Origin of the sequence: Marinifilum sp. D737 (assembly GCF_026672275.1) — a bacterium.
Lineage (GTDB): Bacteria > Bacteroidota > Bacteroidia > Bacteroidales > Marinifilaceae > Marinifilum.
This window is the reverse complement of sequence record NZ_JANQCD010000005.1, coordinates 47306-72894: the sequence shown is the minus strand read 5'-3', so window position 1 is coordinate 72894 and position 25589 is coordinate 47306. Positions and strand designations below refer to the sequence as shown.

The following is a 25589-nucleotide window of genomic DNA, read 5'->3' as shown; positions in this document are numbered from 1 at the left end:
TAAAAAAGTCTCAACTATTTTTATGTAGAATCTCTTAAAACTTTTATTTATGCTTGAAAAATTACTTAAAAATACCAAAGATTATTTTTGGAAGCTAAATCGTGATGGGGATGTTGTTCTTGGTAGTTCTGATATCGAACCAAAAGCAAAAATTACTTTTACAATTACTAAAAAATGGGTCAATATTGCTCCTATCGTAGAAGATAGTCCCGGGAATTACATTGGTAAACCTGAAAACTTCCTGAAGAAAAGCAAGGAATATGAATTAATAATAAATCTGGTTAAGGCAGTTAAAACCTATTTAAAAGATGATCCTAAAATAGATCATGAAAAATGTCTCAACAACACCATGAAACTATTGCAGGATTATTACAGCTAAAACGATTTTATGCTAAAGTTCACATTATCATCTTTATTCCTTTTTGCTTTTTTGTGCTCGAACCTGGGTGCCCAAACGGTAAAGAAACTTGAAATTGGAGATAAATTCCCTACCATGAATGGAGAATTGCTTTCGTCCAAGGAAATCAGTTTGCCAGATCATTGCAAGGGAAAAGTTTCTTTACTGATTGTTGCTTTTAAAAGAGGAACCCAACCACAAATCGACAGCTGGACCAAACCAGTACTGAAAGAGTTCAGCATGTACGACGAATTCCGGTTCATTGAAATCCCCATGATTAGCAACTTTTATTCCTGGATATCCAATTACATTGACACTGGAATGAGAAAGGGAATTGTTCCATCCATGCATAAAAATGTGATGACATACTATGGACCTCTTTCCGATTATTACTCCTACTTTGGAGTAAAAGACAAGAAATTGTGCTATGTTTTCTTGTTAGACAAGGAAGGCAAAATCCAATTTATGGATCAGGGGGAAAGCCAGTCTCACAAAAGCCAGCTAATCATTGATAAAATTAAAAACCTTCTAAATAATTAGTCCCATTTTTTATCTTTTTTGAATGATGTTCTTGATAAGAAAACTTACTTTTACGTTTTCAATCAAAAGTCAAACAAAATGAACAAGAGAGGATTTGCAAGTGATAACTTTTCTGGTGTTCTGCCTGAAGTTTTAGAAGCAATAAACGAAGCGAACCAAGGACATGTAATGGCATATGGTGGCGATCACTATACTGCATCGGCCATTGAGAAATTCAAACACTTATTCGGTGAGAATATTGATGTTTATTTTGCCTTTAATGGCACAGGCGCCAACGTAATTGGTTTATCGGTTTTAACGCAATCCTACAACTCTATTCTTTGTCCGGCAACTGCGCATATTCAAGTTGATGAATGTGGTGCTCCTGATAAATTCACCGGTTGCAAAGTAATCCCAATCGATACACCAAACGGAAAATTGACTCCGGAATTAATCAAACCTCAATTGCATGGTTTTGGTTTCGAACATCATTCTCAGCCTAAAGTAATTTCGATTACTCAATGTACCGAGTTGGGAACAGTTTACACACCTGAAGAGGTGAAAGCCATTTGCGATTTGGCACACGAGCATGATATGTATGTACATATGGATGGTGCTCGACTGGCAAATGCCGTAGTTAGTTTGGATGTTGATGTAAAAGAAATTACTACCCATGCAGGAATTGATGTGCTAAGTTTTGGAGGAACCAAAAATGGAATGATGCTTGGTGAAGCAGTGATCTTCTTCAATCCTGACTTATCGAAGAATGCCAAGTACATTCGCAAACAAAGCATGCAACTTTGCTCAAAAATGAGATACATTGGCGCGCAGTTCGATGCAATGCTTACCAATGAACTTTGGTTAAAGACAGCCCGTCATGCCAATGCAATGGCCAAACTTCTTAAAGATGAAGTGGAAAAAATTCCACAGGTTACCATTACTCAAGAGGTACAAACCAATGGAATTTGGGCATTGATTCCTAAAGATAAAATTGAAAAACTTCAGGAAGAATATTTCTTCTGGATTTGGGATGAACATGCAGGTGAAGTACGTTGGCTATGTTCTTTTGATACCACCAAAGAAGACATTCTAGGCTTTGTGGATCTTTTAAAACAAGAATTGGCATAAACCACCATTCTTAGCAAGAAAACATCAAGCGATAATATAATTTACAATTCTGCCCATTGTTAATTATTAATTACTAATTATTAATTGCTTTTAAATGGCACAACTATTAGAAAATTACTCTCTAAAAAAACACAATACATTCGGCATTGAGGCTAAAGCCAAATATTTCTTCGAATTCGAAACCGAAGAAGAAATACAGGATTTCCTGAAGAAGAATGATATCGTAGATACCCAATACATTATTTTAGGAGGTGGAAGCAACCTTCTCTTTACCGAAGATTTTGATGGTTTGGTACTTCATCCAAACATTACAGGCATTGAATTGCTTGATGAAGATGAAGATTCGGTATTGTTGCGAGTAGGTTGTAACGAAGAGTGGGATGAATTTGTTGGATGGGCAGTTAACAATGACCTTTATGGCATCGAGAATCTATCCTTGATTCCAGGTAAAATTGGTGCTTCTCCAGTACAAAACATCGGTGCTTATGGTGTTGAGGCAAAAGAAGTAATAGAGAATGTGGAAGCCATCTCTATCGAATCCAAAGATGCTGTGATTTTCAGCAATGCACGCTGTGAGTTCGGTTACCGCAATTCTGTTTTCAAGAACGAATACAAGAACCTCTTCATCATTACTCATGTACAGTTCCGATTGAAAAAGAAGGCTGACTTCAAAATCCATTACGGTGCAATACAAAAAGAACTGGAAGCTTATAAGGAAGTGAATCTGAAAAACATTCGTGAGGTAATTATTAAAATCCGCGAAAGCAAGTTGCCCGATCCTGAGGAGTTGGGTAATGCTGGTAGTTTTTTCAAAAATCCGGTTGTGGATAAGGAGAAAGCCGACAAACTAAAAGCGCAATACGAAAACATGCCAAGCTACGAAGTAAGTGATTCGGAAACCAAACTGGCTGCCGGTTGGTTAATTGAGCAATGCGACTGGAAAGGCAAACGCTTTGGCGATGCGGGAGTTCACAAAGATCAGGCTTTGGTATTGGTAAACTATGGCAATGCCAATGGCAACGACATTTTGAAGCTGGCCAATGACATTCGCAAATCGGTAATGTTTAAGTTTGGTGTGAAGCTGGAAATGGAAGTAAATGCCATATAAAGACTTCACGTAAAGAACGCTAAGATATTTTATTTTATAAGTCAGGGGATGACTATGTACAAGATGCAAATTAGTCACCCCTTGACTTGTAGACTTTATTTATTCCCTACTTCATAATCCTTCTTCGATTCAACTCATTCTGATATTTTCGGGCATTGCGATTGTGTTCGCGGAGTGTGCGTGCAAAAACATGATAACCCGAAAAATCGGGATTGGCACAGAAATAAATATACTTGTGCTTTTCATAGTTCAGTACCGCATTTAATCCCGAAATGGAAGATTGACGGATGGGTCCCGGAGGCAATCCTCTGTACTTGTAAGTATTGTAAGGAGAATCTATTCTTTTGTGCTTGTTCAGTACCCTTTTGATGCTAAAATCACCCAAAGCAAATTTCAAAGTAGGATCGGCATCCAGCTTTATTCTACGATTCAATCGATTCATGTAAACCCCAGCTACGCGGGCCTTCTCATCGTTCTTAATGGTTTCCTCATCAACAATGGAAGCCAAAGTACTGACTTCTACAGGCGATAACCCAACCTTTTCAGCCTTCTTTAATCTATCGGCATTCCAGAATCTCGAATACTCTTTATACATCCTGTCCATAAAAGCACGACTATCGGTATCCCAGTACAACTGGTAAGTATTAGGAATAAACATACCAATTACAGTTTCCGGTTTAAAACCATATTTTGCAATCAGCTTCTCATCGCGCAAAGCGGTCAACAAGCTAACGGAATCAGCTTCTATTTGCCTGGCAATTTTCCCAGCAAAATCCTCAAGGGTTCTGGTGTTGTTAAAGGTCAATTGGATGGGAACCTGTACACCCGATCTTAGTAAATTTACCAGATCGTTATTGCTCATTTTATCTTTAATCAAATAACGACCGCTATGAATGTGATGAGAAAAATTCTTCTTGTCCATTACCCATTTTAAAGAGTTGGAATTTTTCACCCACTCCTGCTCTTCCAATAAAGCAATTACCTGTTCTTGATTTGCTGAACCCGGGATATACAAATACGCAGTGCTCTCTCCTTTTAAGTCGATATTTGAAGAGAAGATTCTGGTGTAAAGATTAAAGAGAATGACTCCTGCTACTATCAAGATCAGCATCACAGAAATCAGGAATATTCTTAATGTTTTAGAACGAATGTTATTTAATCGCAAAAAATTTATCATTGCTTAGGGTTTGATTATACATGCTAAGTTCGCAAAAATAAAAGAAAAATAAATCATTTGTAATAGTTTCTATTATTACATCTTTTTATAACATTTCGCAAAGACAGCATTAATGCTGTCTCTACACCAATTACATACAATATTGGAAAATCCAAAGCATTCCCTTGTATCCACAAGAATGTGTTATCAACAATTTTAAAGGAATGAATTGCCCCAACTTTTTTATACTGATTACTGTTTACAGTTCTCTGTTAATTGTTCACTGATAACTGTTCACTGCTAATTGATAATTGTTATATTTGAATCACACAATTTTAAACTTACACACATGAACATTTCATCGAATTTCGATAGTGGTAAAATAGAGGTGATTGAAGCTCTTGATCCACAAAACATTCAGTTGCGAATTCCAAACGATACAAACTCAGAACATTTCCAGTGGTTCCATTTCCGCTTAACAGGAATGCAGGAACAAGCTGTAAAAATGACCATTCAGAATGCAAGCGAAGCTTCTTATCCTGAAGGATACCAGGAGTATTATGCGGTTGCTTCTTACGATCGTGAGTACTGGTTTAGAGTTCCAACCTTTTTCGATGGTAAAGAGTTAAGCATTGAGCATACACCAGAATTCAACTCGGTTTACTATGCTTACTTCGCTCCTTACACTTATGAGCAGCATTTGGATTTGGTTCACAATGCTCAAATGTCGCAGGAATGTGAATTGGTATCAATTGGTAAAACCGTTGAAGGCAAAGACATTGATATGCTAATTGTTGGTGAGCCAGATGAAAACAAAAAGAAAATTTGGGTAATTGCTCGTCAGCATCCTGGTGAAAGTATGGCAGAATGGTTCATGCAAGGCTTATTGGGCAAACTATTGGATGAAGATGATCCTGTTGCCAGAACATTGCTAAACAAAGCGGTTTTCTACATTGTTCCTAACATGAATATCGACGGTAGTATTGCGGGTAACCTTCGTGTAAACACCAAAGGATTCAACTACAACCGAGAGTGGGCAGAGCCTAGCATCGAAGACAGTCCAGAGGTATTCCATGTTCGTAACCTAATGGATGAGTATGGTTGCGATTTGAATCTTGACATCCATGGCGATGAAGCATTGCCTTACAACTTTATTTCTGGTATTGAAGGAATTCCATCATTCGATGAAAGATTAAAAAATTTAACAGAAAATTTCATCGACACCTGGATGGCTACTTGTCCTGATTTTCAAGACACTCACGGCTATCCGAAAAACGAACCTGGCAAAGGAAACCTGGCAATCTGCTCAAAACACATTGGGGAACGATTTAAATGTTTATCTTTGACAATCGAAATGCCATTTAAGGACAATAATGATTTACCAGAACCTGAATGTGGTTGGTCACCAGACCGTAGTATTTTACTAGGAGAATCAGTTCTTCAGCCAATTATGAAGGTAGTAGATCACTTAAGATAAGATATTAAAGACTATACTTCTAAGTATATTACTCGAAAGGCCCATACTCAAGCTTCCGTGAGCGTGGGCTTTTTTTATTTTCCGCAAGTCTTGAAAAGTTTGAATAGAGGAAAGGTAGAAAAGTGGTAAAATTCAATGGACAATACAGTGATGAACTGATATTTAGTTCCAGTTCCATATTCACATAATAACAAAATTCCACAATCACGAAAACTTACATTTATATTGGTGATTCACATTTCATCATGAATGTTTTTATGCATAACATTACCTTCCAAAAAAATTGGTAATAACCATTGTATATCCCTTTCTTACTTGCTTTAACTTTATTATCGCCACCTACGGGGCTTGATTTTATCCTTACTATATTCTACCATACTATCACCTTTAACAAGGCTCTAATATATCCCGAAGGAATGTTATTATGGTAGTTGCCAATTGAAAATAATAAAAAGTGCCAAAGGTACGATATTAGGTTTTAGATTTCATTAACTTTTCGGGCTCGATTCTTGTTCCATTTTTTCATATTTTTAAACAGAAAGCAGAAAAATATGAGATCATACAAATACATACTGGGCCTTATCCTATTCTTTTCCCTTGCTTCGGCAAAAGCGCAAGACTTAAGCAGAGTCGATCAGGTGCTTGGAGGATATCCTGCCAACTTTTCTTCTACCGAAGCGCTTGCCCTTAAAATCACCCGCGATTTTTCAACGGATTTGGAAAAAGCAAGAGCTGCCTATACCTGGATTGCATTGCATGTTGCCTACGATACCAAGGCTTTGGGAAAGTCTCAAAGAGTACGCTTTTCCTATCGTTCGCAAGCTGAGTTGGAAGCCAAAAAGAAACAATTCCGTAAAGATTTGGCCCTAAAAACTTTAAAAAGACACAAGGCTTTGTGCGAGGGCTACTCTACCCTATTTCAGAACTTGTGTCGCCACATGAATATCGAATGTGAAATTGTTTCGGGTACTGCACGTAGAATGATTACTGAAATAGGCCGGGAAAACCTGCCTTCCAATCACGCATGGAATGCGGTAAAGATAAATGGTTCCTGGCAATTGATTGATGCCACCTGGGCTGCCGGATGGGTGGATTATTCAAAAATGAAATTCAACAAGGAATTTTCATCGGCTTACTTCGCCTCTGATCCCGATGAATTTGCCATGAAACATCTGCCCGATGATAAAAAATGGCTCCTTTCCAGTAAAATAAAAAGCAATGCCGACTTTGCGGCTCAGCCCATACCTTTCAAAGCCTTTTTGGGCAAAAATATAAGGCTGATTGCTCCACAAAATGGAATTGTAAGCATTGTAAAGTCTTCCGGACTTCAATTTCTTTTGCAAAACCTACCACCCAATACCAAAGTGGCCTACCATTTTAAGAAAGAGAAGTATGGACAAAAAGTAAAGGCATATCCTAATGGAAACATGCTTGGTTTTACCATTTTTCCGAATGTAAAAGGTAAAGATGAGTTGATCATCTATTTTGATGGAGTACCAGCACTTGGTTACAAGGTACATGTGAAGTAAATATTCCATTTCTATCTTTTGTTGGCCTTAGCCAATGACCTTCCGGCCTTAGCCAATGACCTTCCGGCCTTAGCCAATGACTTTCCGGCCTTAGCCAATGACTTTCCGGCCTTAGCCAATGACTTTCCGGCCTTAGCCAATGACTTTCCGGCCTTAGCCAATGACCTTCCGGCCTTAGCCAATGACTTTCCGGCCTTAGCCAATGACCTTCCGGCCTTAGCCAATGACTTTCCGGCCTTAGCCAATGACCTTCCGACCTTAGCCAATGACCTTCCGACCTTAGCCAATGACATTCCGGCCTTAGCCTATAGCATTCCGACAGTTCTTTATGATCGCGCCGCCATCGGAATGCCTTAAAGTACCAGCAACAAGTCATAAACTAGCGTCAGCACTGCTTAAACTTGCAACTACAATAGGTAAAGGTGCATAGGCAGATCATTGACGTAGATCGACGAACTTTAGAATTCCAACAACAAATATAAAAGTTACGGTGCTCCGCACCTTCCTAATCTTATAGACTATTAACCTACAAAGCTTACGCAGCTCTGCTGCTTTACCCATTAATAACCTGAGTTCGGTTTAAAATATTGTCACAGTTTACACTGGTTTTGAGTAGAAATAATCTCAAATTTCCGAAGGAATATCGGGATATTTTGAAGAGCTTTTAAAGTAAAGATTGGATGAAGATGATTTTCTGTGTCGGATATTTTAAATCGAACTCAGGTTAATAGAATTGAACATTACAAAGGTACGGAGTACCGTAATATTTGTAGATCATATCGTAATGACACAAAGGTAGAGGTACAGCGTACCGATACCTATCCGATTTGGTGTTTTATTTTAAATGGAAAGAAAAAAGCCTTCCCCCGAAAGAGAAAGCTTCTAATAATATCTTTCAAATTGTTACACCAAACAATTTATTTTCACATCCAGACGCAAATCCTTGCGTCTTTACTTAGTTTTCTTCGCGGAAGAACAGTTTATAGTAGCTCAAATCGCGAGCTGCATCGTAACCTTTCTCAATAAACTTGCGCTGTCCGTGAATGTAAACATGAAAGTTCTTGTCCAGTTTTAGCACATGTTTAAAGTAGCGCTGTTCTCCTTTTACGGCGTCGTTGCTAATATCAAATTCAGTTTCAACAGCGGTTCCTCTATCGTTCTGATAATATTCCTTGTACTCATCGAAAGCAGAGGCAACCTCAGGTTCTTCAATTACTTCTTGCTTAAACAGGTCTTCGTTAAACTCTTTCTTGTCCTTAAAAAAGTTGATCGACTTGTTCATCAAATCAATCTGATCGGCTTTGGCCACCTCATTCTCATCGTTGTACACATCGCCAATAAAGCCCTTACACATATCAAGGTAATTCTGAGTATGGTAAAAGTTATCCTCACGAAGTTTCAAATCCAAGAAATCTTCCTTCCAGTACAAAGCATCTTTGTTCGGGTTGGTCTTATCGACAATACAAACCTTATAGCCTTTCTCTTTTTCGGTATTAAAAATCAGGCAACCTTTATCTAATTTCTTGATATTGATTCCATTCTCACAACCCAATTCAAAGTTTTCATTCTTCTGGTATACCTTTAGAAAAGTGTCTTTGTTTTCCGATTTGAAAATCCCCAATGCATCGCAAACTTCACCATCAACAACACATCCCGAAAAGGCAACCAGGTAAAACTCACCTCCTTTAATATTTGGGTGGTTCGATTTCTCGTACAAATGAACCGCAATATTGGTAGATTGATCGTAAAAGCTTTCGTTGTTCTCAAAAAATTCAGAAGCATAACAGTATACTTCGTTCATGTTTATGCCGGCCTCGTTTTGGAAATGGTAGAATTCCTCCTTGTTAAAGGCTGAAAGAAAATACTTTAGCAATACATCTCTAACATCATCATCATCAATATCAATTTCCGATTTAGAAAGTTTTAGATCCTCTTCAAGGTGTTTATTTCCAACACTGTGAACTACAATGCGGTCAAGGTTTATCTCTTCAAAATTAAACATATGGTACTATTTTAAGAACCTGACAAAGATACGCACTTTCGTTAAATATTGAATGATTTCTTAAAGCAGAGGCTGTAGAAATTAATTACTCCAATCAGTTATAGGTATAATGCCTCATAAATTACCAATAAAAATGAAGCTTACGGTGCTCTGCACCTGCATATACACCTACATGATAAACTATAAATATTAGGCAGCTCTGCTGCTTTACTCATGAATTAAAATTAACCATTACCTGAGGTGCGGAGCACCAGAATATTTATAGATCCAATGATTAAATGAAAGTATAGGTACAGAGTACCGTTACCTACTTTAGTTACACTTATATAACTTTCAAAAAAAAAGCTATCCCTTTACGGAATAGCTTTTAAGCACTTTATTTTTTACAGCCTATGATACCGACTTGTCTTTGGCAGAAGAATTCTCTTTCTTCTCCTTAAACTTCTCAGTATTATCTGCTGTTTTTCTGTCGATTAATTTGTGATAAGGATCAATACCAACACTATGTGGCTTCTTATCAACAATAAACGAGAACTTATTTTCTTTCGCAGTAATGTGAACTTTCTTGAATAGAATCTCTTGTTCTTCCTTGTTTTCGTCTTCAACAAAAATGGCCAAATCGATCCAATCATTCATATCGATGTATTGCTTATCATCCTCTCTTTTCTTTGTATTTATAGAGATGGTAACCGATGAATCGTCACTCGAAAGCTCTTTATTTTCTTCGTTCTTGGTATTGATCACCCTGTACTTCTGAGCCTCAACAACAAAATCAACCTTATACTTACCATCTTCGGTTTTCGATACGTAAGCACTATCCACCTTATTATCGAAAAGAGTAATGGTTTCAAGCATATCAGTAATCACATAGTCCATACTATCAGGCATGTGTTGTTTCATTACATCAATAAACTCTAAAGATGTAGTGTATGGAGGCTCCTGGAAAGCAACATCGCTAACATACTCGCTAAGCGCTTGGTTCAAGTTGTTTTCTCCCATATAATCGGAAATGGCATACATGGCAATTGCACCCTTATTGTAGTGAATGTATTGTTGATTTTCGTTATACATTAAAGGCTGTTCTTTCACCTGCTCAGAACCTCTTCCTCTCAAATATCCATTCAGCTCTTCTTTCATGAACTTGCGGATTTTGTTCTTAGGATATTTCTGCTCTAACACCTTAATTGCCGAGTATTCCGACAAACTTTCCGACATTAAAGTTGCTCCCTGAACATTTGCACCAATAACCTGGTGTGCCCACCACTGATGCGCCATTTCGTGAGCGGTAACATGGTATGCATAGTTTACGGCTCCCTCTTTCGACTTATCCTCTTTTGCAATGAAACCAATGGCTTCGGAGAATGGAATGGTATTTGGGAACGACTGAGCAAAAGTTCCGTAAGTTCTAGGAAATTCGATAATGCGAACCTGTTTGTGCTGGTAAGGAGAATAGTTTTCGCCATAATATTTAAGCGAAGCTTTCACCGCTTCAACCATATCGGCAATATTGTAATCGTGCCCTTTGTGATAATAGATTTCAATATTGATATCCTTATACTTATCGGTATACACTTCATATTTTCCTGATACCCATGAATAGAAATTCAGAATTGGAGCGTCCATCTTGTAATGGTAATAAGCTCTATCGCCTTCTACTCTCTTGTCTTGCAAGTACCCCGGAGCAATTGCAATCTGATCGGCAGAAGTACTTACTGTGGTTTCAAAATTCACCCAATCGGCACATTCCGAAATGTAAGTATTTCCTAATGCCGACGTATCGGTAGGAGCTGCCATTCTATCGCGTTTTGGCAAGTCGTATTTCTTACGCACCGTGTTATCGGTTAACTCACCCGAGCGAGAATAACCAAAGCTTGGAAAACTACCATTATTAAAGAAGGTTCCGTTAGCAATTACAGGAGAATTGTACTCTAAGAAGTGATTTTCCTGATTGCTCAATGTAAAATGCATTTGCATAGAATCTCCCGGCATTAAAGGCTTCTCTAACTTGTAGATATTGTACTGGAATACGGTATCCTTACTCATCAATTCAGCCTTTCGTGAAAAGCTAACTGTAGTATTCTTGTATTGGTAATTGATATGAATAGAGTCAATAGCTTCATTGCTCTTGTTCTTCAAGATATAATCCCCTTTAACTTTTAAATCTTTGGTTTCAGGGTATAAATCAACATCAATCCTGGCATCCACAATACGAGGTTGAGGAATGTTGTAATACTTCGAATAAGTTTTCTCATATTCTACTCTATCCAACTCCCTTTGTTTTGCCGATTTGTATTCGTTAAAAACATTATCGAACCAATAAATGTACGAGCCAATGGCAATGAAACCTATAACACAAACTGCCAATGAAACATAGAGCCCACGACTTAAGTTTTCCTTTGCTCTTCGGAAACGAATCTTAATGGTTTCTCTAACGCCTCGGCGCCAAATGGCCAAACCTAAAATCAATAAAGATGAAGAGAACAATAGCCAGTAAAGTCGGTAAAACATGAAGGCAGCTACTCCCCTGCCATATCCATCCATATCAGAATAATTGACTGAAGGTCCTGCATTAAATTTAAATATGTTTTGCTCAATTCCAATTTTCGATACAAAAGGACTGATAATTGAAAAGATGAATAGAATAAAAAAGCCAATGTAGAAGTTTGCAAACAGCGACTGAACAAATAAGGATAATCCTGCCCAAACAATGTAAGATGGAAGCATAAACAGGAAGAGCTCAGTAAGATAATGTATTGGCTCAATGTCGTAGTATCCCTCGGAAAGCTGAATTACAATACAAGTTGCCATCACTACCAATAGCAATACCACCTGCATCTTGATTAAGGCAATAAACTTAGAGAAATACTGAACCCAGTTTGGGGTATGTGTAACATCTACCAGTTCAAACATTTTTGCTCTGCGCTCGCGCTGCACCAACATTCCCGAATACAAAAAGGTAATCAAGAGAATGAACAATTTGAACATGGAGCTTGGAATCAACAACATTTTCCAGGTAGTAGAATAGGTGGTTGTACCAAATAGATTCATGGTGGTATTGTGACCTATTACCATGAACAGTATTCCCACTGCCACCATAACCATAAATGGAACCGATTTAATGATGAATTTAAAATTCAATTTCGAAATGCTCCACATCAGCTTGATGTTCCAGTTGAAACTATTGTCAATGTTTACCTTTGGAAGGTTGATATCCCTTAGGTTATTGAAATTATCTTTTGTAACTACTGCGCTCTTTTTGGAGAACCAACGGAAACTCAAGGCATTCTGGGTAAACTGAAACTTGTAGTAGGTAAGCGAGAAAATCAATAATGATACCGATATCCAAATGATTCTGTTGATTAGAACCAAACCATCCATTGGCAGCAGGTTTGTATTACGCTCTGCCACATTCCAATATTCAGTTGCATTCTGAATGGCCGATGCTCCGAAAGGATCCAATAGTGCTGCCAATGTTTTACTATCCAACTGGCTCATGTAATTATCTGAAATACCCTGTACAAAAAACAGCACAATCATGGTAATGAAACCTGCACCTAAGTTTCTTGTGAAAGTAATTACGCTAAACACTATGGCTCCAAACAGAAGTATGTTTGGCAAAATTACCATGCCATAGATCTGTAAAAATGCCAATGGTCTGAATGGACCAAGTAATTCCGGGTTAACCCCAGGCAGTAATGGCGCAATCATAAACCCCAAACCAAATATTAAGAATATGGCCAAAGTAACCACAATAGAACTTAGGAATTTGGCAGGAATGTATTCCGATTTCTTAAATGGGTAAGAATATAAAATAGAGTGCATTTCGGAACTAAAATCTCTATTTACAGAACCTCCAACAATGGAAGGCAATAGAAAATACCCCAAAGTAAGGATGCCAAAACTATTGAACAAAGCAATAGGGGAATTGGCCAGGCGAACCGATGCTACAGTAGCTGTACTAGAATCGAATACCCCTAAACTACCGGCCATAACCAAAGTTGATATAACCAAAAGCACCGCTGAATAGATGTAAGTAGCTGGGTTTTTGAGCCAGTATTTTAACTCAAACTTAAATAATGTATTAAACTTGCCCATGATTAATTCGATGCTTTAAGTGTAACAAAATATACATCTTCAAGATCCGCTTCCTTTGGTGTAAACAACTCATCAGGCTGCGTTTCTGAATATACATTTATATTCATGCTATTGTCATCGTTGAATCGACTGGAAAGAATATCAAATTTCTCCTTGTGCTCGTTTAAAGCAGAACGCTCAATACATTTGGTCCACATTTTACCTTGCAACTCTTCTACCGATTGCTTTGGGGTTTTATGTGTTAGAATGGTTCCGCCATTCATTATGGCCATATCGGTACATAACTCCTTTACGTCCTCTACAATGTGTGTTGAAAAAATAACAATATGGTTGGTACCAATCTCACGCAATACGTTCAAGAATCGACTGCGCTCTGCCGGATCAAGTCCCGCGGTTGGCTCATCTACAATAATCAGTTTCGGGTTGTTAAGCAAAAGTTGGGCAATACCAAAACGTTGTTTCATACCTCCTGAATAGCCAGCAACATTTTTCTTTCTTGCTTCAGTCAAGTTGGTTTGTTCAAGCACAGCATCAACAATCTCTTTGCGCTCTTGTTTGTTCGAAATGCCTTTCAATTCGGCAAAATGCATCAATAAATCTTCGGCCGACATTTTAGGATAAACTCCAAAACTTTGTGGCAAATATCCCAATGCATTACGCAACACCATTTTGTTTTCCATGATATTTGTACCATCAAACAAAATACAACCACTGTCACCTTCCTGAAGAGTGGCAATTGTACGCATCAAAGTTGACTTTCCTGCTCCGTTAGGTCCTAACAAACCGAACATTCCTGTACCAATTTTAATATTAACATTATTCAATGCCTTAACACCATTGCTGTATGTCTTTGTTAAATTCTCAATAGTTAATTCCATTCATCTAAAATTTAAGTAATTGTATTATGATACCATTTGAGTGAAGACAAATATATATAATGTTAAGCGAGAACAATCTTCTTCTGTCTAATGATTCATAAAAATTCGACAAAGACCTTTTTATTGCGATGAAATTGAGTTTTTACACTTTAAATATTGTCCATAAAAAAGATATTTATAGATAAATTAGTAGAAAATGGAATTGCATTGAGTAGGTAGCCAACAACTTATTACGTTCTATTCACACCTCATTATTAGCACATAAAACACTTAACTTCTATTTCGTTTTCGAAGTCTGAACTTTTCTTTGCTTTCTAAACAACAGGTATCCCACAATTAGAATCCACAAAATTGTAAGTCCGGCAATTGGAATAAAAAGGATGTACATTTTCCCAAAAATGTATTGGTAGATACGGCCGGTATGTACTTCCAAACAAAGATTCCACAAGGACATGGGGCTCTCCTGTATCTCTGCCGGCATGCTGGCAAATCCGGTATCATCACTTAAATTGCCTGCACCCAAATTGTAATCGAAAAGAATCTCTTTTCCATCTTTATCTTTTAAATAACCAGCAATAGGATGTGCGGCAATGGGTGGTCCCATTCTGCGAACTGGCACATGCGGGCGTTTGGTAATGTAATCAAAGATCATATTTCTTTCGGGCATCCAATAAAAAATACCACTAAACGAACCTAGCAAATATTGGTCTTCACCCACCTTTTCGAGCACATTCACACCCATTACCGAAACCGGAGGTTGATGCTCAAATCTTTCGGGAGCAGTTTCAAACAGGTTATCGCTATAATAAATGCCTTCATTGGTTGCCAGCATCACTCTGTTCAGGTCCTCATCGTAAAGAACTCTTCGCAACTGATCGTACCAGGGGTTTGGATTATCGAGATGAGTAAATGGAATCTTATCCACACGACTATGGGCAATGGCAATTAACAGTGGAGGACGAAGAAACATTCCGGTAAGGGTGGTTAAAATGAGAAATACAATTAACCAATTCCCAAAATGGTTGTGCCACTTCAAGTTGAATTTTAAAAAGCTGATTTTTCTTTTGGTAATCCCTCCTTTTTTCTTGATTCTTTTGATCCAATCGGGAAAAAAGAAGTAAACCAAACCACTAAAGCACAGAAAGAGAAATATCAAGCCAATAAAATCAACAAACAACTTTCCCAGTATGCCAAAAGCCTCGCCACTATGAATCTCCCATAGGGTTTTAAACAGGCTTGTTTTTCCATCGTAATCCTTACTGGCTGGAATCTTTACAATTTCGAAGGTATCATCAACTTTCTTTAGCAGATTACTTCGAGTTAAGATGTAGAGCTCTTCGCCAATTTCCATAAAATCAACAACTCTCTCCTCCTTCACCGGAAGTTCAAGCTTGTTCCATTCATTATTCTTGTGTTGATAAAGGCCAAAAAGTGTTCCTGCCAACAGTTCTCCTGATTTGGTTTGAATGATTTTCTCCACCTTTCGATTATCAATTCCTTCAGGGAAACCAGAATTAAAATCAGAGAAGGATTTAAAATTGTCAGAACTTTTCCAAACCCCAATATTTCCATATATCAAGGATGCCTTATCACCTAAATGAATTGCTGATTTCACGGCAGCTTTGTTCCAGTTTTTATACTGATATTCCGATCCCAGATACTTACGATTTACATCGCAAGAAGAAAACAGTGGGCGGTGGTTCATGATAATCCCTGAAATGGAAAACAGGATAATAAACAGAGTAAGCAGCAATGATGGCCACTTGTGATATTTTTTTAGAAACTGTATTGTTTTGCTTTTAGCCATACGATGAAGATAATAACAAAAAAAAGTCCGAAAGAACAATAATTATTCAATCAGACATTTTTTACTTTAACCCTAAAATTCGGCTAATCCTTTACGGATTATAAAAAAATGCGCCCCACACAAACTCTCTCTCTTCAAACCACACATGGGGCGCAAGCTATATCAATTCAAACTTATACTAGTTCAAGAACATTTTCATGTCTTCGTCTACAGTACCAATTCCAGCAATTCCGAATGTATCAACTAAAACTTTAGCTACGTTTGGCGATAAGAATGCTGGCAATGTAGGTCCTAAATGGATGTTCTTAACACCCAGGTGAAGAAGCGCTAGCAATACGATTACTGCCTTTTGCTCGTACCATGCAATGTTGTAAGCAATTGGAAGCTCGTTGATATCGTTCAATTCAAATACTTCCTTCAATTTCAATGCGATAACTGCCAAAGAGTAAGAGTCGTTACACTGACCTGCATCCAATACACGTGGAATACCTCCAATATCGCCAAGCTCAAGCTTGTTGTAACGATACTTGGCACAACCTGCAGTTAAGATTACAGTATCTTGTGGCAACTTAGAAGCAAATTCAGTATAGTAATCACGACCTTTCATTCTACCGTCGCAACCTGCCATAACAAAGAACTTACGAATAGCTCCTGATTTCACAGCGTCAACAACTTTATCAGCCACTTGCATTACCTGGTTGTGAGCGAAACCACCAACAATCTTTCCTTTTTCAATTTCAGTTGGAGCAGCACAACCTTTAGCTACTTCAATAATTTCAGAGAAATCTTTCTTTCCGTTTTCATCAGCAGCAATGTGCTTGAATCCTGGGAAACCTGATGCACCTGTAGTGTATACTTTATCTTTGTAAGTTGAGTTCTCTTTAGGAGGAACAATACAGTTGGTTGTAAACAAAATTGGTCCGTTAAAAGTTTCGAACTCTTCATTCTGCTTCCACCATGCATTACCGTAGTTACCTACAAAGTGCTCATACTTTTTAAATGCCGGATAGTAGTTAGCAGGCAACATTTCTGAGTGAGTGTAAACATCAACCCCAGTTCCTTCGGTTTGCTTCAACAACTCTTCCATATCTTTCAAGTCGTGACCTGAAATCAAGATACCTGGCTTGTTGCTAACACCAATGTTAACTTCTGTTACTTCTGGATTACCATAAGCAGATGTATTTGCTTCATCCAAAGTAGCCATTGCAGTAACACCATTGGCACCACACTTCATTACTAATCCTACTAAATCGTCAGCAGAAAGAGTATCATCGGTAGTTGCTACCAAAGCTTCTTGCATGAATGCATACATTTCAGCTTTTTCGAAACCTAGGTTATACGCATGCTCAACGTAAGCAGCAAAACCTTTCAAACCGTATGTTAAAAGTTCACGTAAAGAACGTACATCTTCATTTTCTGTAGCTAAAATACCAACTACGCGAGCTTTTGCATCAAAATCATTTTCTGAATCAGCAAACCATGTTGCAGAGTGGTGAAGATCGCCAAAAGAAACTCCAGCTTCTTCAGCTTGCTTTTTAATTTCTTCTCTTAATTTTAATCCGTTTCGAATTGCTTCAACGAATTTTACTTTATCGAAGTTTGCGTTAGTGATCGTCATAAACAATCCATTCATGATGAAGTTGTTTACTTTCTCATTTTCAACACCAGCTTCGCGAGCTTTTACACTGTACAATGAAATTCCTTTCATTACATACATCAATAGATCCTGAATGTTTGCAACCTCATCGGTCTTACCACAAACACCTTTAATTGTACAGCCTGTTCCCTTTGCTGCTTCCTGACATTGATAACAAAACATGCTCATAATCGTATTTTTTAGTGTTATTTATTTTCGGTTTATTCAATTTACAAAATCAAAAGGGAGTAAAAGAATTTATTTTCGCCATGCCTTATCACCTTTTGACATTACAAATATCCGACATTGAGTATGTAAAAAGTGTAACGGATGTTACAAACACTAAAATATTTCAGATTTTTTTATCTTTTTTTCTTTTTACAAGATTTTTGAGATAAAAAAACCCAATCGAACTTCGATTGGGAATGGGGGATATATTATTTAAACGCTAGAGTCTTTTAAACATTTTTTTGAGCTTCTCTTTTAACTCACACTTCGACTTTTTATAACTGGCCAATTGAGTATCTGTTAAAATTTCTTTGAAGTTAAGCTCTTTTTGAAGCAAACTATCGCGTACTGCTTGCATGCATGAAAAGCCTGCCTTTTCGTTTGTAAGTCGATCAATTTCTTGCTCACACTCCAAATTTAACACTTGAATTTTTAAAACCTGATCAGAACTTAGTTCCAGTTTTTTTGTCATCCACTTGGTAATAAGGTCGGCTCTCTTTTCGGCTTCCGACATTTTTTTTGCGCTTACTGAAACACTAAATAAAACGAATAATAGAATCAAACTTCTTTGTACAACCTTCATAAACCTCACTTTTAATTCTAATAATGTAGACATTACTTCAAACGCATGCTTTCGCAAAATGTTTTACAAATCTATAGAAAATTAGAAAAAATAAAAGAATTCAACAAACCGAAAATCAATATAATTCACATCTTAAGCAAGTCGCATCAATTTACTCAAAGCATTTATAAATTATAAAGTTAAGCTTGGCATTAATTAAGAAATAATTAATAATTTGCGCATTCTTTTATATCGGACCTGAACTAATATTGTTAATTATTAAATTGGAAGATATAATAAATCGAATAACTTGTGAAGTTGAACCTATTAAGAGAATGAATATGAAATCGATAAATATATATACCGATACAAAAGCCTTAATTTTTGATTTAGATGGTACACTTGCTGACACCATGCCATTACATTTTGAAGCATGGAAAAAAGCCGCAGAAATAATGGGGGTTACCTACTCGTTTGAATGGTTATCTGCTTGTGCAGGGATGCCATCATCTAAAATTATTGAAAAACTGAATAAAGAATACAACCATTCTATTGATCCGCAGGAATTCTCTGTTATTAAAGAAGATTTTTTTGCAAAGGAGATGCATAAGATAACTGAAATTAAACCTGTAACTGACTTGGTTTATAAATACCACAAGCAAATTCCAATGGCAGTGGGCACAGGAGGCAAAAGGAATATTGCTCAAGAAACGATGGAGATTCTTGGCTTGGATAAGTACATCCCTATTTTGGTTAGTGCTGATGATGTAAACAATCATAAGCCAGAGCCAGAAACCTTTTTGAAATGTGCCGAGTTAATGGGAGTAGATCCTAAATTCTGCCAGGTATTTGAGGATGGACTATTAGGAATACAAGCTGCAGAAAAAGCAGGTATGATGGTTACTGATGTTACTCCATATTACTAAATCAATAACACTAAATCATGTTCAGAAAATTACTCTTACTCATTTCTGCTGCATTTGTAATTGCATCATGTAGCCAACAAACAAAGGAATATACTATTGCTTTTTACAATGTTGAAAACTTATTCGACACCATTAACCACCCTGAAAAATGGGATGATGATTTTACTCCTGAAGGAAAATTAAAGTTCAATGGTGAACGATATCAGGATAAATTGGAAAAATTAGCTCAGGTTCTTTCCTCAATGGATACATTACGTTTACCTAGCATCATTGGTTTATGCGAAATTGAAAACAAAAAAGTAATTGAAGACCTTTGTAAACAAGAGACTTTAATTGAAGGAAATTATGGAATAGCACATAGCGAAAGTCCAGATAAAAGAGGAATTGACTGTGCTCTTATCTACAAGAAAGAAGATTTTAAATACCTAAAGCATGAGGCTATTAACATCCAATTTCCTTGGGAACCGAATTACAAAACTCGTGATATTTTATATGTAGAAGGTATTATTGGCACAGATACGGTTCATGTTTTTGTAAACCATTGGCCTTCGAGACGAGGCGGTTTGGAAAAATCGGAAAAGAACAGAGTATTTGTTGCCGAACAATTGAAAAGTGCCGTTGATGGGATTCAAACTAAAAATCCTGCTGCAAACATCATTATAATGGGTGACTTCAACGATGAACCAAACAACAAATCGCTTAGCCAAACATTAAATGCAGGCAACAATAAAAACTCATCAAACCCTTCATATTTGTACAATCTTGTTTATAATATGGATGCCAAAGGAGAAGGTACTTACAACTATAGAGGCAATTGGAACATGCTTGATAATTTAATTGTTTCAAACTCATTGTTGAATAAGAAAAACGGACTTCACACCTCTTTCGATGCTGGAAAGATATTTAAAGAAGAGTGGATTTGTTACAAAAACAAGAAAGGTGTACTTGTTCCTAGTAGAACCTATGGCGGTCCAAATTACTACGGAGGATACAGCGACCACTTTCCGGTTTACTTTAAAATTTCCGAGTAGACTTATCTCAATATAAAGTACTGCCGACTATTTAAAATAGTCGGCATTTTTTGTACCAAAAATATTTTCAAGTTCATCTGTTTATATTTTACATGGTTTTGCCACCCCAATCATTATCGGGAGGAAGCCGCAAGATTTAAATAATAATAACAATTTGTATTTAATCATGCTCGTTTCACATTGTTTCTCTATTTTAGCGTTGCTTTGTAGCACCGATAATTAATTTATTTAAGCCATTTGTACACTTCACGTACAATGACTTGTAAATTATATATCGGCATTATACCAAAATACTACGAGAGTCATAAATAGCTCTCGATTACCAATAAATGGTATAAGATTAAAAAAGAGGGTTATGGATTTTAAAATTGTATCGAAATTTAAACCAACAGGCGATCAGCCTGAGGCGATTGAAGAACTTCGTAATGGACTGAATGATGGTTCTCCATTTCAAACTCTTCTTGGGGTTACTGGTTCGGGTAAAACATTTACCGTGGCAAATGTAATTCAGGAAGTTCAAAGACCTACTTTGGTTTTAAGTCATAACAAAACCCTTGCGGCACAGCTTTATGGCGAGTTCAAAAATTTCTTTCCCAATAATGCTGTTGAATATTTTGTTTCGTATTACGATTATTATCAACCAGAAGCTTATCTGCCTGTAAGCGATACGTATATCGAGAAAGATCTTTCCATTAATGATGAGATTGAAAAATTAAGGCTTAGTGCAACCTCAGCCCTACTTTCGGGAAGAAAAGATGTTATTGTAGTTTCATCGGTTTCCTGCTTGTATGGTATTGGTAACCCGGAAGATTTCCACAACAATGTTACGGTTTTGGAAAAAGGTCAGGTTATTTCGCGCAACAAGCTTCTCTTCGCATTTGTGGATGCTCTATACTCAAGAAACGAAGTGGAATTCGATCGTGGACATTTCCGTGTAAAAGGTGACACTGTTGATATCTATCCTGCTTACGCTGATTTTGCCTACAGAATTATTTTCTGGGATGATGAAATTGATGAAATCTATTCTTTCGATCCTATTAATGGATTAAAAATTGAAGATTACGACCGAATTACCATTTACCCAGCCAATATATTTGTTACCAGTAAAGATCGGGTTCAATCAGCCATACATCAAATACAGGATGATATGGTTGCACATGTTGCTTTCTTAAAAGAAATTGGAAAACATCTGGAAGCAAAACGATTGGAAGAAAAAGTAAGTTTCGATCTGGAAATGATCAGGGAGCTTGGTCACTGTTCTGGTATCGAGAATTATTCAAGATATTTTGATGGAAGACCTGCCGGCACACGTCCCTTCTGCTTAATAGACTATTTCCCAAATGATTTCTTAATGGTAATCGACGAAAGTCATGTTACCATTCCTCAAATTCGTGCCATGTATGGCGGTGATCATTCAAGGAAAATTAACTTGGTAGAATATGGGTTTAGATTGCCTGCTGCATTGGATAACAGACCTTTAAAATTTGAAGAGTTCGAAGAAGTAACCAATCAAACCATTTATGTTAGTGCAACTCCGGCTGATTATGAACTGGAAAAATGCGAAGGTGTTGTAGTTGAACAGGTAATTCGCCCTACCGGACTGCTTGATCCTCAAATTGATGTTCGTCCAAGTTTAAATCAGATTGACGATTTGATAGCAGAAATCAATGAAAGGACAGAAAAAGATGAACGCACACTGGTTACTACTCTTACCAAACGAATGGCAGAAGAATTATCGGAATACTTTGCCAATTTAAGTATTCGATGTCGCTACATCCATTCTGATGTTGACACATTAGATCGCATTAAAATAATGGAAGACCTTAGAAATGGTGAGTTTGATGTTTTGATTGGAGTGAACTTACTTCGTGAAGGTTTGGATTTACCGGAAGTATCCTTGGTAGCAATTCTTGATGCCGATAAGGAAGGTTTTCTTCGCTCTACCCGATCACTAATTCAGACTTCCGGTAGAGCTGCACGTAATGTAAATGGAAAGGTAATCATGTATGCAGATAAGATTACCAAATCGATGAAGGAGACAATTGATTCTACCAATCATCGTCGTGAAAAACAATTGGCTTACAACGAGAAACATGGCATTACACCACAGCAAATTGTAAAATCAAAGAAAAGTATTATTGAACAAAGTCAGAAAGCCGAACCAAATGCATATGCAGGACCTGAAACTGTTGAAATTGCTGCAGATCCTGTAGTACAATACATGAGCAAAGAAAACTTGGAAAAGAGTATTGAGAAAACGAAGAAATTAATGCAGAAAGCTGCAAAAGATATGGATTTCTTACAAGCGGCTCAATATCGAGATGAGATGTATAAACTGCAGGAACAATTGAAAGAGAAAAACTCAAAATAAGGGAAAATAAAAAAGCAGTTTCTTTCGAAACTGCTTTAGTTATCTCGCGGGAACTGTTATCCCAAATATGATTTCAATAATTTGCTTCGGGAAGTATGACGCAAACGACGAATCGCTTTTTCTTTAATCTGACGAACACGTTCACGTGTCAATCCAAATTTTTCGCCAATTTCTTCCAAGGTCATTTCTTGAATTCCAATACCGAAGAATAACTTGATGATATCACTTTCTCTCTCGGTTAGAGTAGCTAAAGCTCTATCAATTTCTCTGGTTAAGGACTCATTCAAGAGACTTCTGTCTGCGATTGGAGAATCATCATTCACCAATACATCCAACAAACTGTTGTCCTCTCCGTCAACAAACGGAGCATCGACAGAAATGTGACGACCTGAAACACGTAGTGTATCTGCAACTTTATCTGCAGGTAACTCCAAGGACTCTGCTAATTCTTCAGGAGATGGCTTTCTTTCATGTTCTTGCTCGAATTTCGAAAATGCTTTGTTGATCTTGTTCAACGAACCAACCTGGTTCAATGGTAATCGAACGATTCGAGACTGCTCTGCCAAAGCCTGAAGGATAGACTGACGAATCCACCATACAGCATAAGAAATGAATTTAAATCCACGAGTTTCATCAAACTTTTCTGCTGCTTTAATCAATCCCAGGTTTCCTTCATTGATCAAGTCAGGCAGACTCAATCCCTGATTTTGGTATTGCTTAGCCACAGAAACAACGAAACGCAAATTTGCTCTGGTTAATTTTTCCAAAGCTCTTTGGTCGCCTTTTTTGATTCGCTGCGCCAATTCAACTTCTTCCTCAACTGTAATAAGATCTTCTTTACCAATCTCTTGCAAGTACTTGTCCAACGACGCACTCTCACGATTGGTAATTGATTTAGTTATCTTTAATTGTCTCATAGTCCCTTTTCATCGAAAATATTTCGCAAAATTAGACTTTTTAATAAAAAAAGTCAAAATTAATTGCCATTTTATTCGAATATTTATATTTTTCTCGTTTGATTTCTATTCATTATCCTTAAGAGAAAAGGCATAATACTTCACGCTGCCATTAGGATATATACCAGAAATAAACACTCCGCCATCCTTAACGCTTTGCAAGGCCTCTTCAATATCTTTTACTTTATAAATTGGTGTATTGTTAATTTTGTAAATAATAAAACCTTCTCTAATATTCTCCTCTTTCAGCTTCCCACTACGCAGATTCTTCACTTTAACTCCCCTATTAATTTGAAGTCGATACTTCTCTTTAGCAGAAATTGGCTCGAATTCAGCACCTAGAAAAGCTAAATCACTTGATTTTATCACTTCCGTATTTCCTAACCTATTACGTAAAACGACATCAAATTGTTTCTTTTCGCCATCTCTTTTTATTAAAACTTCTATTTCATCTCCAGGACGATACTTGCTTACTTGCTCTTGCAGCTCAGCATTTGAATTAACCTTTGTATTATTAATCTGCAGGATAACATCTCCTTTTTTCATACCAACTTCTTCTGCAGCTCCATCTTCAGTTATTCCATTAATGAATACACCTTCAATTTTCTCCAAACCATTATCTTCAGCTAATCTGGCATCAACAGTTTGAATAACAACTCCAATAACAGCTCTTTGTACCCTACCAAATTCTTTTAAATCTGTTATAACCTTTTGAACAATTGTTACAGGTATCGCAAAAGAGTAACCTGAATAAGAACCTGTTCTCGATTCAATTGCCGTATTGATTCCAACCAACTTTCCTTTTGTATCAACCAAAGCTCCTCCACTATTACCAGGATTCACAGCAGCATCAGTCTGAAGAAATGATTCAATGCTCAGACTTCCTTCTCTCATTATTCCAATATTTCTGGCTTTAGCACTAATAATACCTGCGGTAACTGTGGAAGTCAAGTTAAATGGATTTCCTACTGCCAATACCCATTCTCCTAATTTCAACTCATCAGAATTTCCAAAACTCATTGCAGGCAAATCTTCTTCTTCAATTTTAATCAATGCCAAATCGGTATATGGATCCTGTCCCACTAACTTAGCCTCATAGGATCTTTTATCTTGTAAAACTACATTAATTAAATTTGAACCTCTCACTACATGATTATTGGTCACGATGTAACCATCATCAGAAATAATTACACCTGAACCTGAGCCCAGGCTTGGCTGTGGTTGATAGTCTCTTTTAGTATTCCCAAAAAGAAAATCGTAAAATGGATTGGATTGATATTCTTCATTCGTATATAAAGTTTTTACATGTACTACAGATTTCACCGATGATTCTGCAGCTAACGTTAAATCAACCTGACCCGTTACATTTTGTGGAAGGCTTGTTAATTGTATCGCTTTTGGCTCCTTTACCGTGATAATTTTCTCTTCTTTATCAACAAACAATACAAATAAAATAATGGCAATACCACCACCAAATAATGCAGTTAAAACTCTTCCGAAAAACATTTTAGCTTTCATAATGCAATAAAAATTTTAAGAGTGAAACTTAGGATCCATCTTATCGGCAATTTACACACCCTGTTTCGAACATAAAAAGTTACGAAATCAGATTCATATAATCAATAGTTATTTATCATTGAATTAACATTCATCAAATTCTTACACTTTTCACTTTTGGAAATAAGGGTAAAACCAATAAGATTCTTACTTTTATGCTACAATTTTAACGATATAAGTTTAGAAGTGTTTTGAATTTTAACGTATTTAACACTTATTAACAGGA

19 protein-coding genes are annotated in these 25589 nt (G+C 36.9%); 9 read left to right on the top strand and 10 right to left on the bottom strand.

Annotation, left to right across the window (positions count from 1 at the left end; all coding sequences use genetic code 11):
- Nucleotides 1-49 precede the first annotated feature (49 nt).
- From NQ163_RS05120 to murB, 4 genes are all read left to right on the top strand, one after another.
- Nucleotides 50-379: a hypothetical protein gene (locus NQ163_RS05120; protein WP_268189203.1), complete on the top strand. Its 330-nt coding sequence runs from the start codon at nucleotides 50-52 to the stop codon at nucleotides 377-379.
- 9 nt (nucleotides 380-388) lie between these two features.
- Complete coding sequence (locus tag NQ163_RS05115) at nucleotides 389-937, top strand: hypothetical protein (protein WP_268189202.1); 549 nt, start codon at nucleotides 389-391, stop codon at nucleotides 935-937.
- A gap of 78 nt (nucleotides 938-1015) precedes the next feature.
- Complete coding sequence (locus NQ163_RS05110) at nucleotides 1016-2044, top strand: threonine aldolase family protein (protein WP_268189201.1); 1029 nt, start codon at nucleotides 1016-1018, stop codon at nucleotides 2042-2044.
- A 94-nt stretch (nucleotides 2045-2138) separates the two neighbouring features.
- Nucleotides 2139-3152, top strand: coding sequence for a UDP-N-acetylmuramate dehydrogenase (gene murB / locus NQ163_RS05105; RefSeq protein ID WP_268189200.1), 1014 nt, complete (start codon nucleotides 2139-2141; stop codon nucleotides 3150-3152).
- Between the two features lie 106 nt (nucleotides 3153-3258).
- Here murB and mltG read toward each other — a convergent pair whose 3' ends face one another.
- The gene (gene mltG / locus NQ163_RS05100; RefSeq protein ID WP_268189199.1) at nucleotides 3259-4329 is read right to left on the bottom strand and encodes an endolytic transglycosylase MltG; all 1071 of its coding nucleotides are present in this window, start codon (nucleotides 4327-4329) and stop codon (nucleotides 3259-3261) included.
- A gap of 328 nt (nucleotides 4330-4657) precedes the next feature.
- Between mltG and NQ163_RS05095 the strand changes: the two genes are divergently transcribed.
- Both NQ163_RS05095 and NQ163_RS05090 read left to right on the top strand, forming a co-directional pair.
- Entirely contained in the window at nucleotides 4658-5785 is a 1128-nt protein-coding gene (locus NQ163_RS05095) for a M14 family metallopeptidase (RefSeq protein WP_120240459.1), read from the top strand.
- Between the two features lie 551 nt (nucleotides 5786-6336).
- Complete coding sequence (locus tag NQ163_RS05090) at nucleotides 6337-7314, top strand: transglutaminase domain-containing protein (RefSeq protein ID WP_268189198.1); 978 nt, start codon at nucleotides 6337-6339, stop codon at nucleotides 7312-7314.
- An 11-nt stretch (nucleotides 7315-7325) separates the two neighbouring features.
- Here the strand turns inward: NQ163_RS05090 and NQ163_RS05085 are convergent, their stop codons facing one another.
- The 7 genes from NQ163_RS05085 to NQ163_RS05055 all read right to left on the bottom strand — a co-directional run bounded on the left by NQ163_RS05085 (nucleotide 7326) and on the right by NQ163_RS05055 (nucleotide 18543).
- Complete coding sequence (locus NQ163_RS05085) at nucleotides 7326-7607, bottom strand: hypothetical protein (RefSeq protein ID WP_268189197.1); 282 nt, start codon at nucleotides 7605-7607, stop codon at nucleotides 7326-7328.
- A 662-nt stretch (nucleotides 7608-8269) separates the two neighbouring features.
- A complete protein-coding gene (locus tag NQ163_RS05080; RefSeq protein WP_268189196.1) occupies nucleotides 8270-9316 on the bottom strand; it encodes a nucleoid-associated protein in 1047 nt (348 codons plus the stop codon).
- 390 nt (nucleotides 9317-9706) lie between these two features.
- A complete protein-coding gene (locus NQ163_RS05075) occupies nucleotides 9707-13411 on the bottom strand; it encodes an ABC transporter permease/M1 family aminopeptidase (protein WP_268189195.1) in 3705 nt (1234 codons plus the stop codon).
- A gap of 2 nt (nucleotides 13412-13413) precedes the next feature.
- A complete protein-coding gene (locus NQ163_RS05070) occupies nucleotides 13414-14289 on the bottom strand; it encodes an ABC transporter ATP-binding protein (RefSeq protein WP_268189194.1) in 876 nt (291 codons plus the stop codon).
- Nucleotides 14290-14566: 277 nt separating this feature from the next.
- Entirely contained in the window at nucleotides 14567-16096 is a 1530-nt protein-coding gene (locus tag NQ163_RS05065) for a PepSY-associated TM helix domain-containing protein (protein ID WP_268189193.1), read from the bottom strand.
- Between the two features lie 178 nt (nucleotides 16097-16274).
- Entirely contained in the window at nucleotides 16275-17921 is a 1647-nt protein-coding gene (gene hcp / locus NQ163_RS05060; RefSeq protein WP_268189192.1) for a hydroxylamine reductase, read from the bottom strand.
- Nucleotides 17922-18180: 259 nt separating this feature from the next.
- Nucleotides 18181-18543, bottom strand: a complete 363-nt coding sequence (locus NQ163_RS05055) for a hypothetical protein (protein ID WP_268189191.1) — start codon at nucleotides 18541-18543, stop codon at nucleotides 18181-18183.
- 320 nt (nucleotides 18544-18863) lie between these two features.
- Between NQ163_RS05055 and NQ163_RS05050 the strand changes: the two genes are divergently transcribed.
- The 3 genes from NQ163_RS05050 (at nucleotide 18864) to uvrB (ending at nucleotide 22850) form a co-directional block, all read left to right on the top strand.
- Nucleotides 18864-19448: an HAD family hydrolase gene (locus NQ163_RS05050; protein WP_268189190.1), complete on the top strand. Its 585-nt coding sequence runs from the start codon at nucleotides 18864-18866 to the stop codon at nucleotides 19446-19448.
- 17 nt (nucleotides 19449-19465) lie between these two features.
- The gene (locus NQ163_RS05045) at nucleotides 19466-20479 is read left to right on the top strand and encodes an endonuclease/exonuclease/phosphatase family protein (RefSeq protein ID WP_268189189.1); all 1014 of its coding nucleotides are present in this window, start codon (nucleotides 19466-19468) and stop codon (nucleotides 20477-20479) included.
- A 355-nt stretch (nucleotides 20480-20834) separates the two neighbouring features.
- Nucleotides 20835-22850, top strand: a complete 2016-nt coding sequence (uvrB, locus tag NQ163_RS05040) for an excinuclease ABC subunit UvrB (RefSeq protein ID WP_268189188.1) — start codon at nucleotides 20835-20837, stop codon at nucleotides 22848-22850.
- A 56-nt stretch (nucleotides 22851-22906) separates the two neighbouring features.
- On the opposite strand, the gene NQ163_RS05035 is transcribed toward uvrB, so the two are convergent.
- Together NQ163_RS05035 and NQ163_RS05030 are read right to left on the bottom strand one after the other, a co-directional pair.
- Nucleotides 22907-23767, bottom strand: a complete 861-nt coding sequence (locus NQ163_RS05035; RefSeq protein ID WP_054719691.1) for a sigma-70 family RNA polymerase sigma factor — start codon at nucleotides 23765-23767, stop codon at nucleotides 22907-22909.
- A 105-nt stretch (nucleotides 23768-23872) separates the two neighbouring features.
- Nucleotides 23873-25324 (bottom strand): S1C family serine protease, encoded by a 1452-nt coding sequence (locus NQ163_RS05030; RefSeq protein ID WP_268189187.1) that lies wholly within the window; start codon nucleotides 25322-25324, stop codon nucleotides 23873-23875.
- Nucleotides 25325-25589 lie beyond the last annotated feature (265 nt).

Coding starts and splice junctions, on each gene's coding strand:
- mltG (WP_268189199.1), bottom strand. CDS start 4,329: ATGATAAATTTTTTGCGATTAAATAACATTCGTTCTAAAACATTAAGA.
- NQ163_RS05075 (WP_268189195.1), bottom strand. CDS start 13,411: ATGGGCAAGTTTAATACATTATTTAAGTTTGAGTTAAAATACTGGCTC.
- NQ163_RS05050 (WP_268189190.1), top strand. CDS start 18,864: ATGAAATCGATAAATATATATACCGATACAAAAGCCTTAATTTTTGAT.
- murB (WP_268189200.1), top strand. CDS start 2,139: ATGGCACAACTATTAGAAAATTACTCTCTAAAAAAACACAATACATTC.
- hcp (WP_268189192.1), bottom strand. CDS start 17,921: ATGAGCATGTTTTGTTATCAATGTCAGGAAGCAGCAAAGGGAACAGGC.
- NQ163_RS05080 (WP_268189196.1), bottom strand. CDS start 9,316: ATGTTTAATTTTGAAGAGATAAACCTTGACCGCATTGTAGTTCACAGT.
- NQ163_RS05090 (WP_268189198.1), top strand. CDS start 6,337: ATGAGATCATACAAATACATACTGGGCCTTATCCTATTCTTTTCCCTT.
- NQ163_RS05065 (WP_268189193.1), bottom strand. CDS start 16,096: ATGGCTAAAAGCAAAACAATACAGTTTCTAAAAAAATATCACAAGTGG.
- NQ163_RS05030 (WP_268189187.1), bottom strand. CDS start 25,324: ATGAAAGCTAAAATGTTTTTCGGAAGAGTTTTAACTGCATTATTTGGT.
- NQ163_RS05070 (WP_268189194.1), bottom strand. CDS start 14,289: ATGGAATTAACTATTGAGAATTTAACAAAGACATACAGCAATGGTGTT.
- NQ163_RS05085 (WP_268189197.1), bottom strand. CDS start 7,607: ATGTCATTGGCTAAGGTCGGAAGGTCATTGGCTAAGGTCGGAAGGTCA.
- NQ163_RS05035 (WP_054719691.1), bottom strand. CDS start 23,767: ATGAGACAATTAAAGATAACTAAATCAATTACCAATCGTGAGAGTGCG.
- NQ163_RS05095 (WP_120240459.1), top strand. CDS start 4,658: ATGAACATTTCATCGAATTTCGATAGTGGTAAAATAGAGGTGATTGAA.
- NQ163_RS05110 (WP_268189201.1), top strand. CDS start 1,016: ATGAACAAGAGAGGATTTGCAAGTGATAACTTTTCTGGTGTTCTGCCT.
- NQ163_RS05045 (WP_268189189.1), top strand. CDS start 19,466: ATGTTCAGAAAATTACTCTTACTCATTTCTGCTGCATTTGTAATTGCA.
- uvrB (WP_268189188.1), top strand. CDS start 20,835: ATGGATTTTAAAATTGTATCGAAATTTAAACCAACAGGCGATCAGCCT.
- NQ163_RS05120 (WP_268189203.1), top strand. CDS start 50: ATGCTTGAAAAATTACTTAAAAATACCAAAGATTATTTTTGGAAGCTA.
- NQ163_RS05055 (WP_268189191.1), bottom strand. CDS start 18,543: ATGAAGGTTGTACAAAGAAGTTTGATTCTATTATTCGTTTTATTTAGT.
- NQ163_RS05115 (WP_268189202.1), top strand. CDS start 389: ATGCTAAAGTTCACATTATCATCTTTATTCCTTTTTGCTTTTTTGTGC.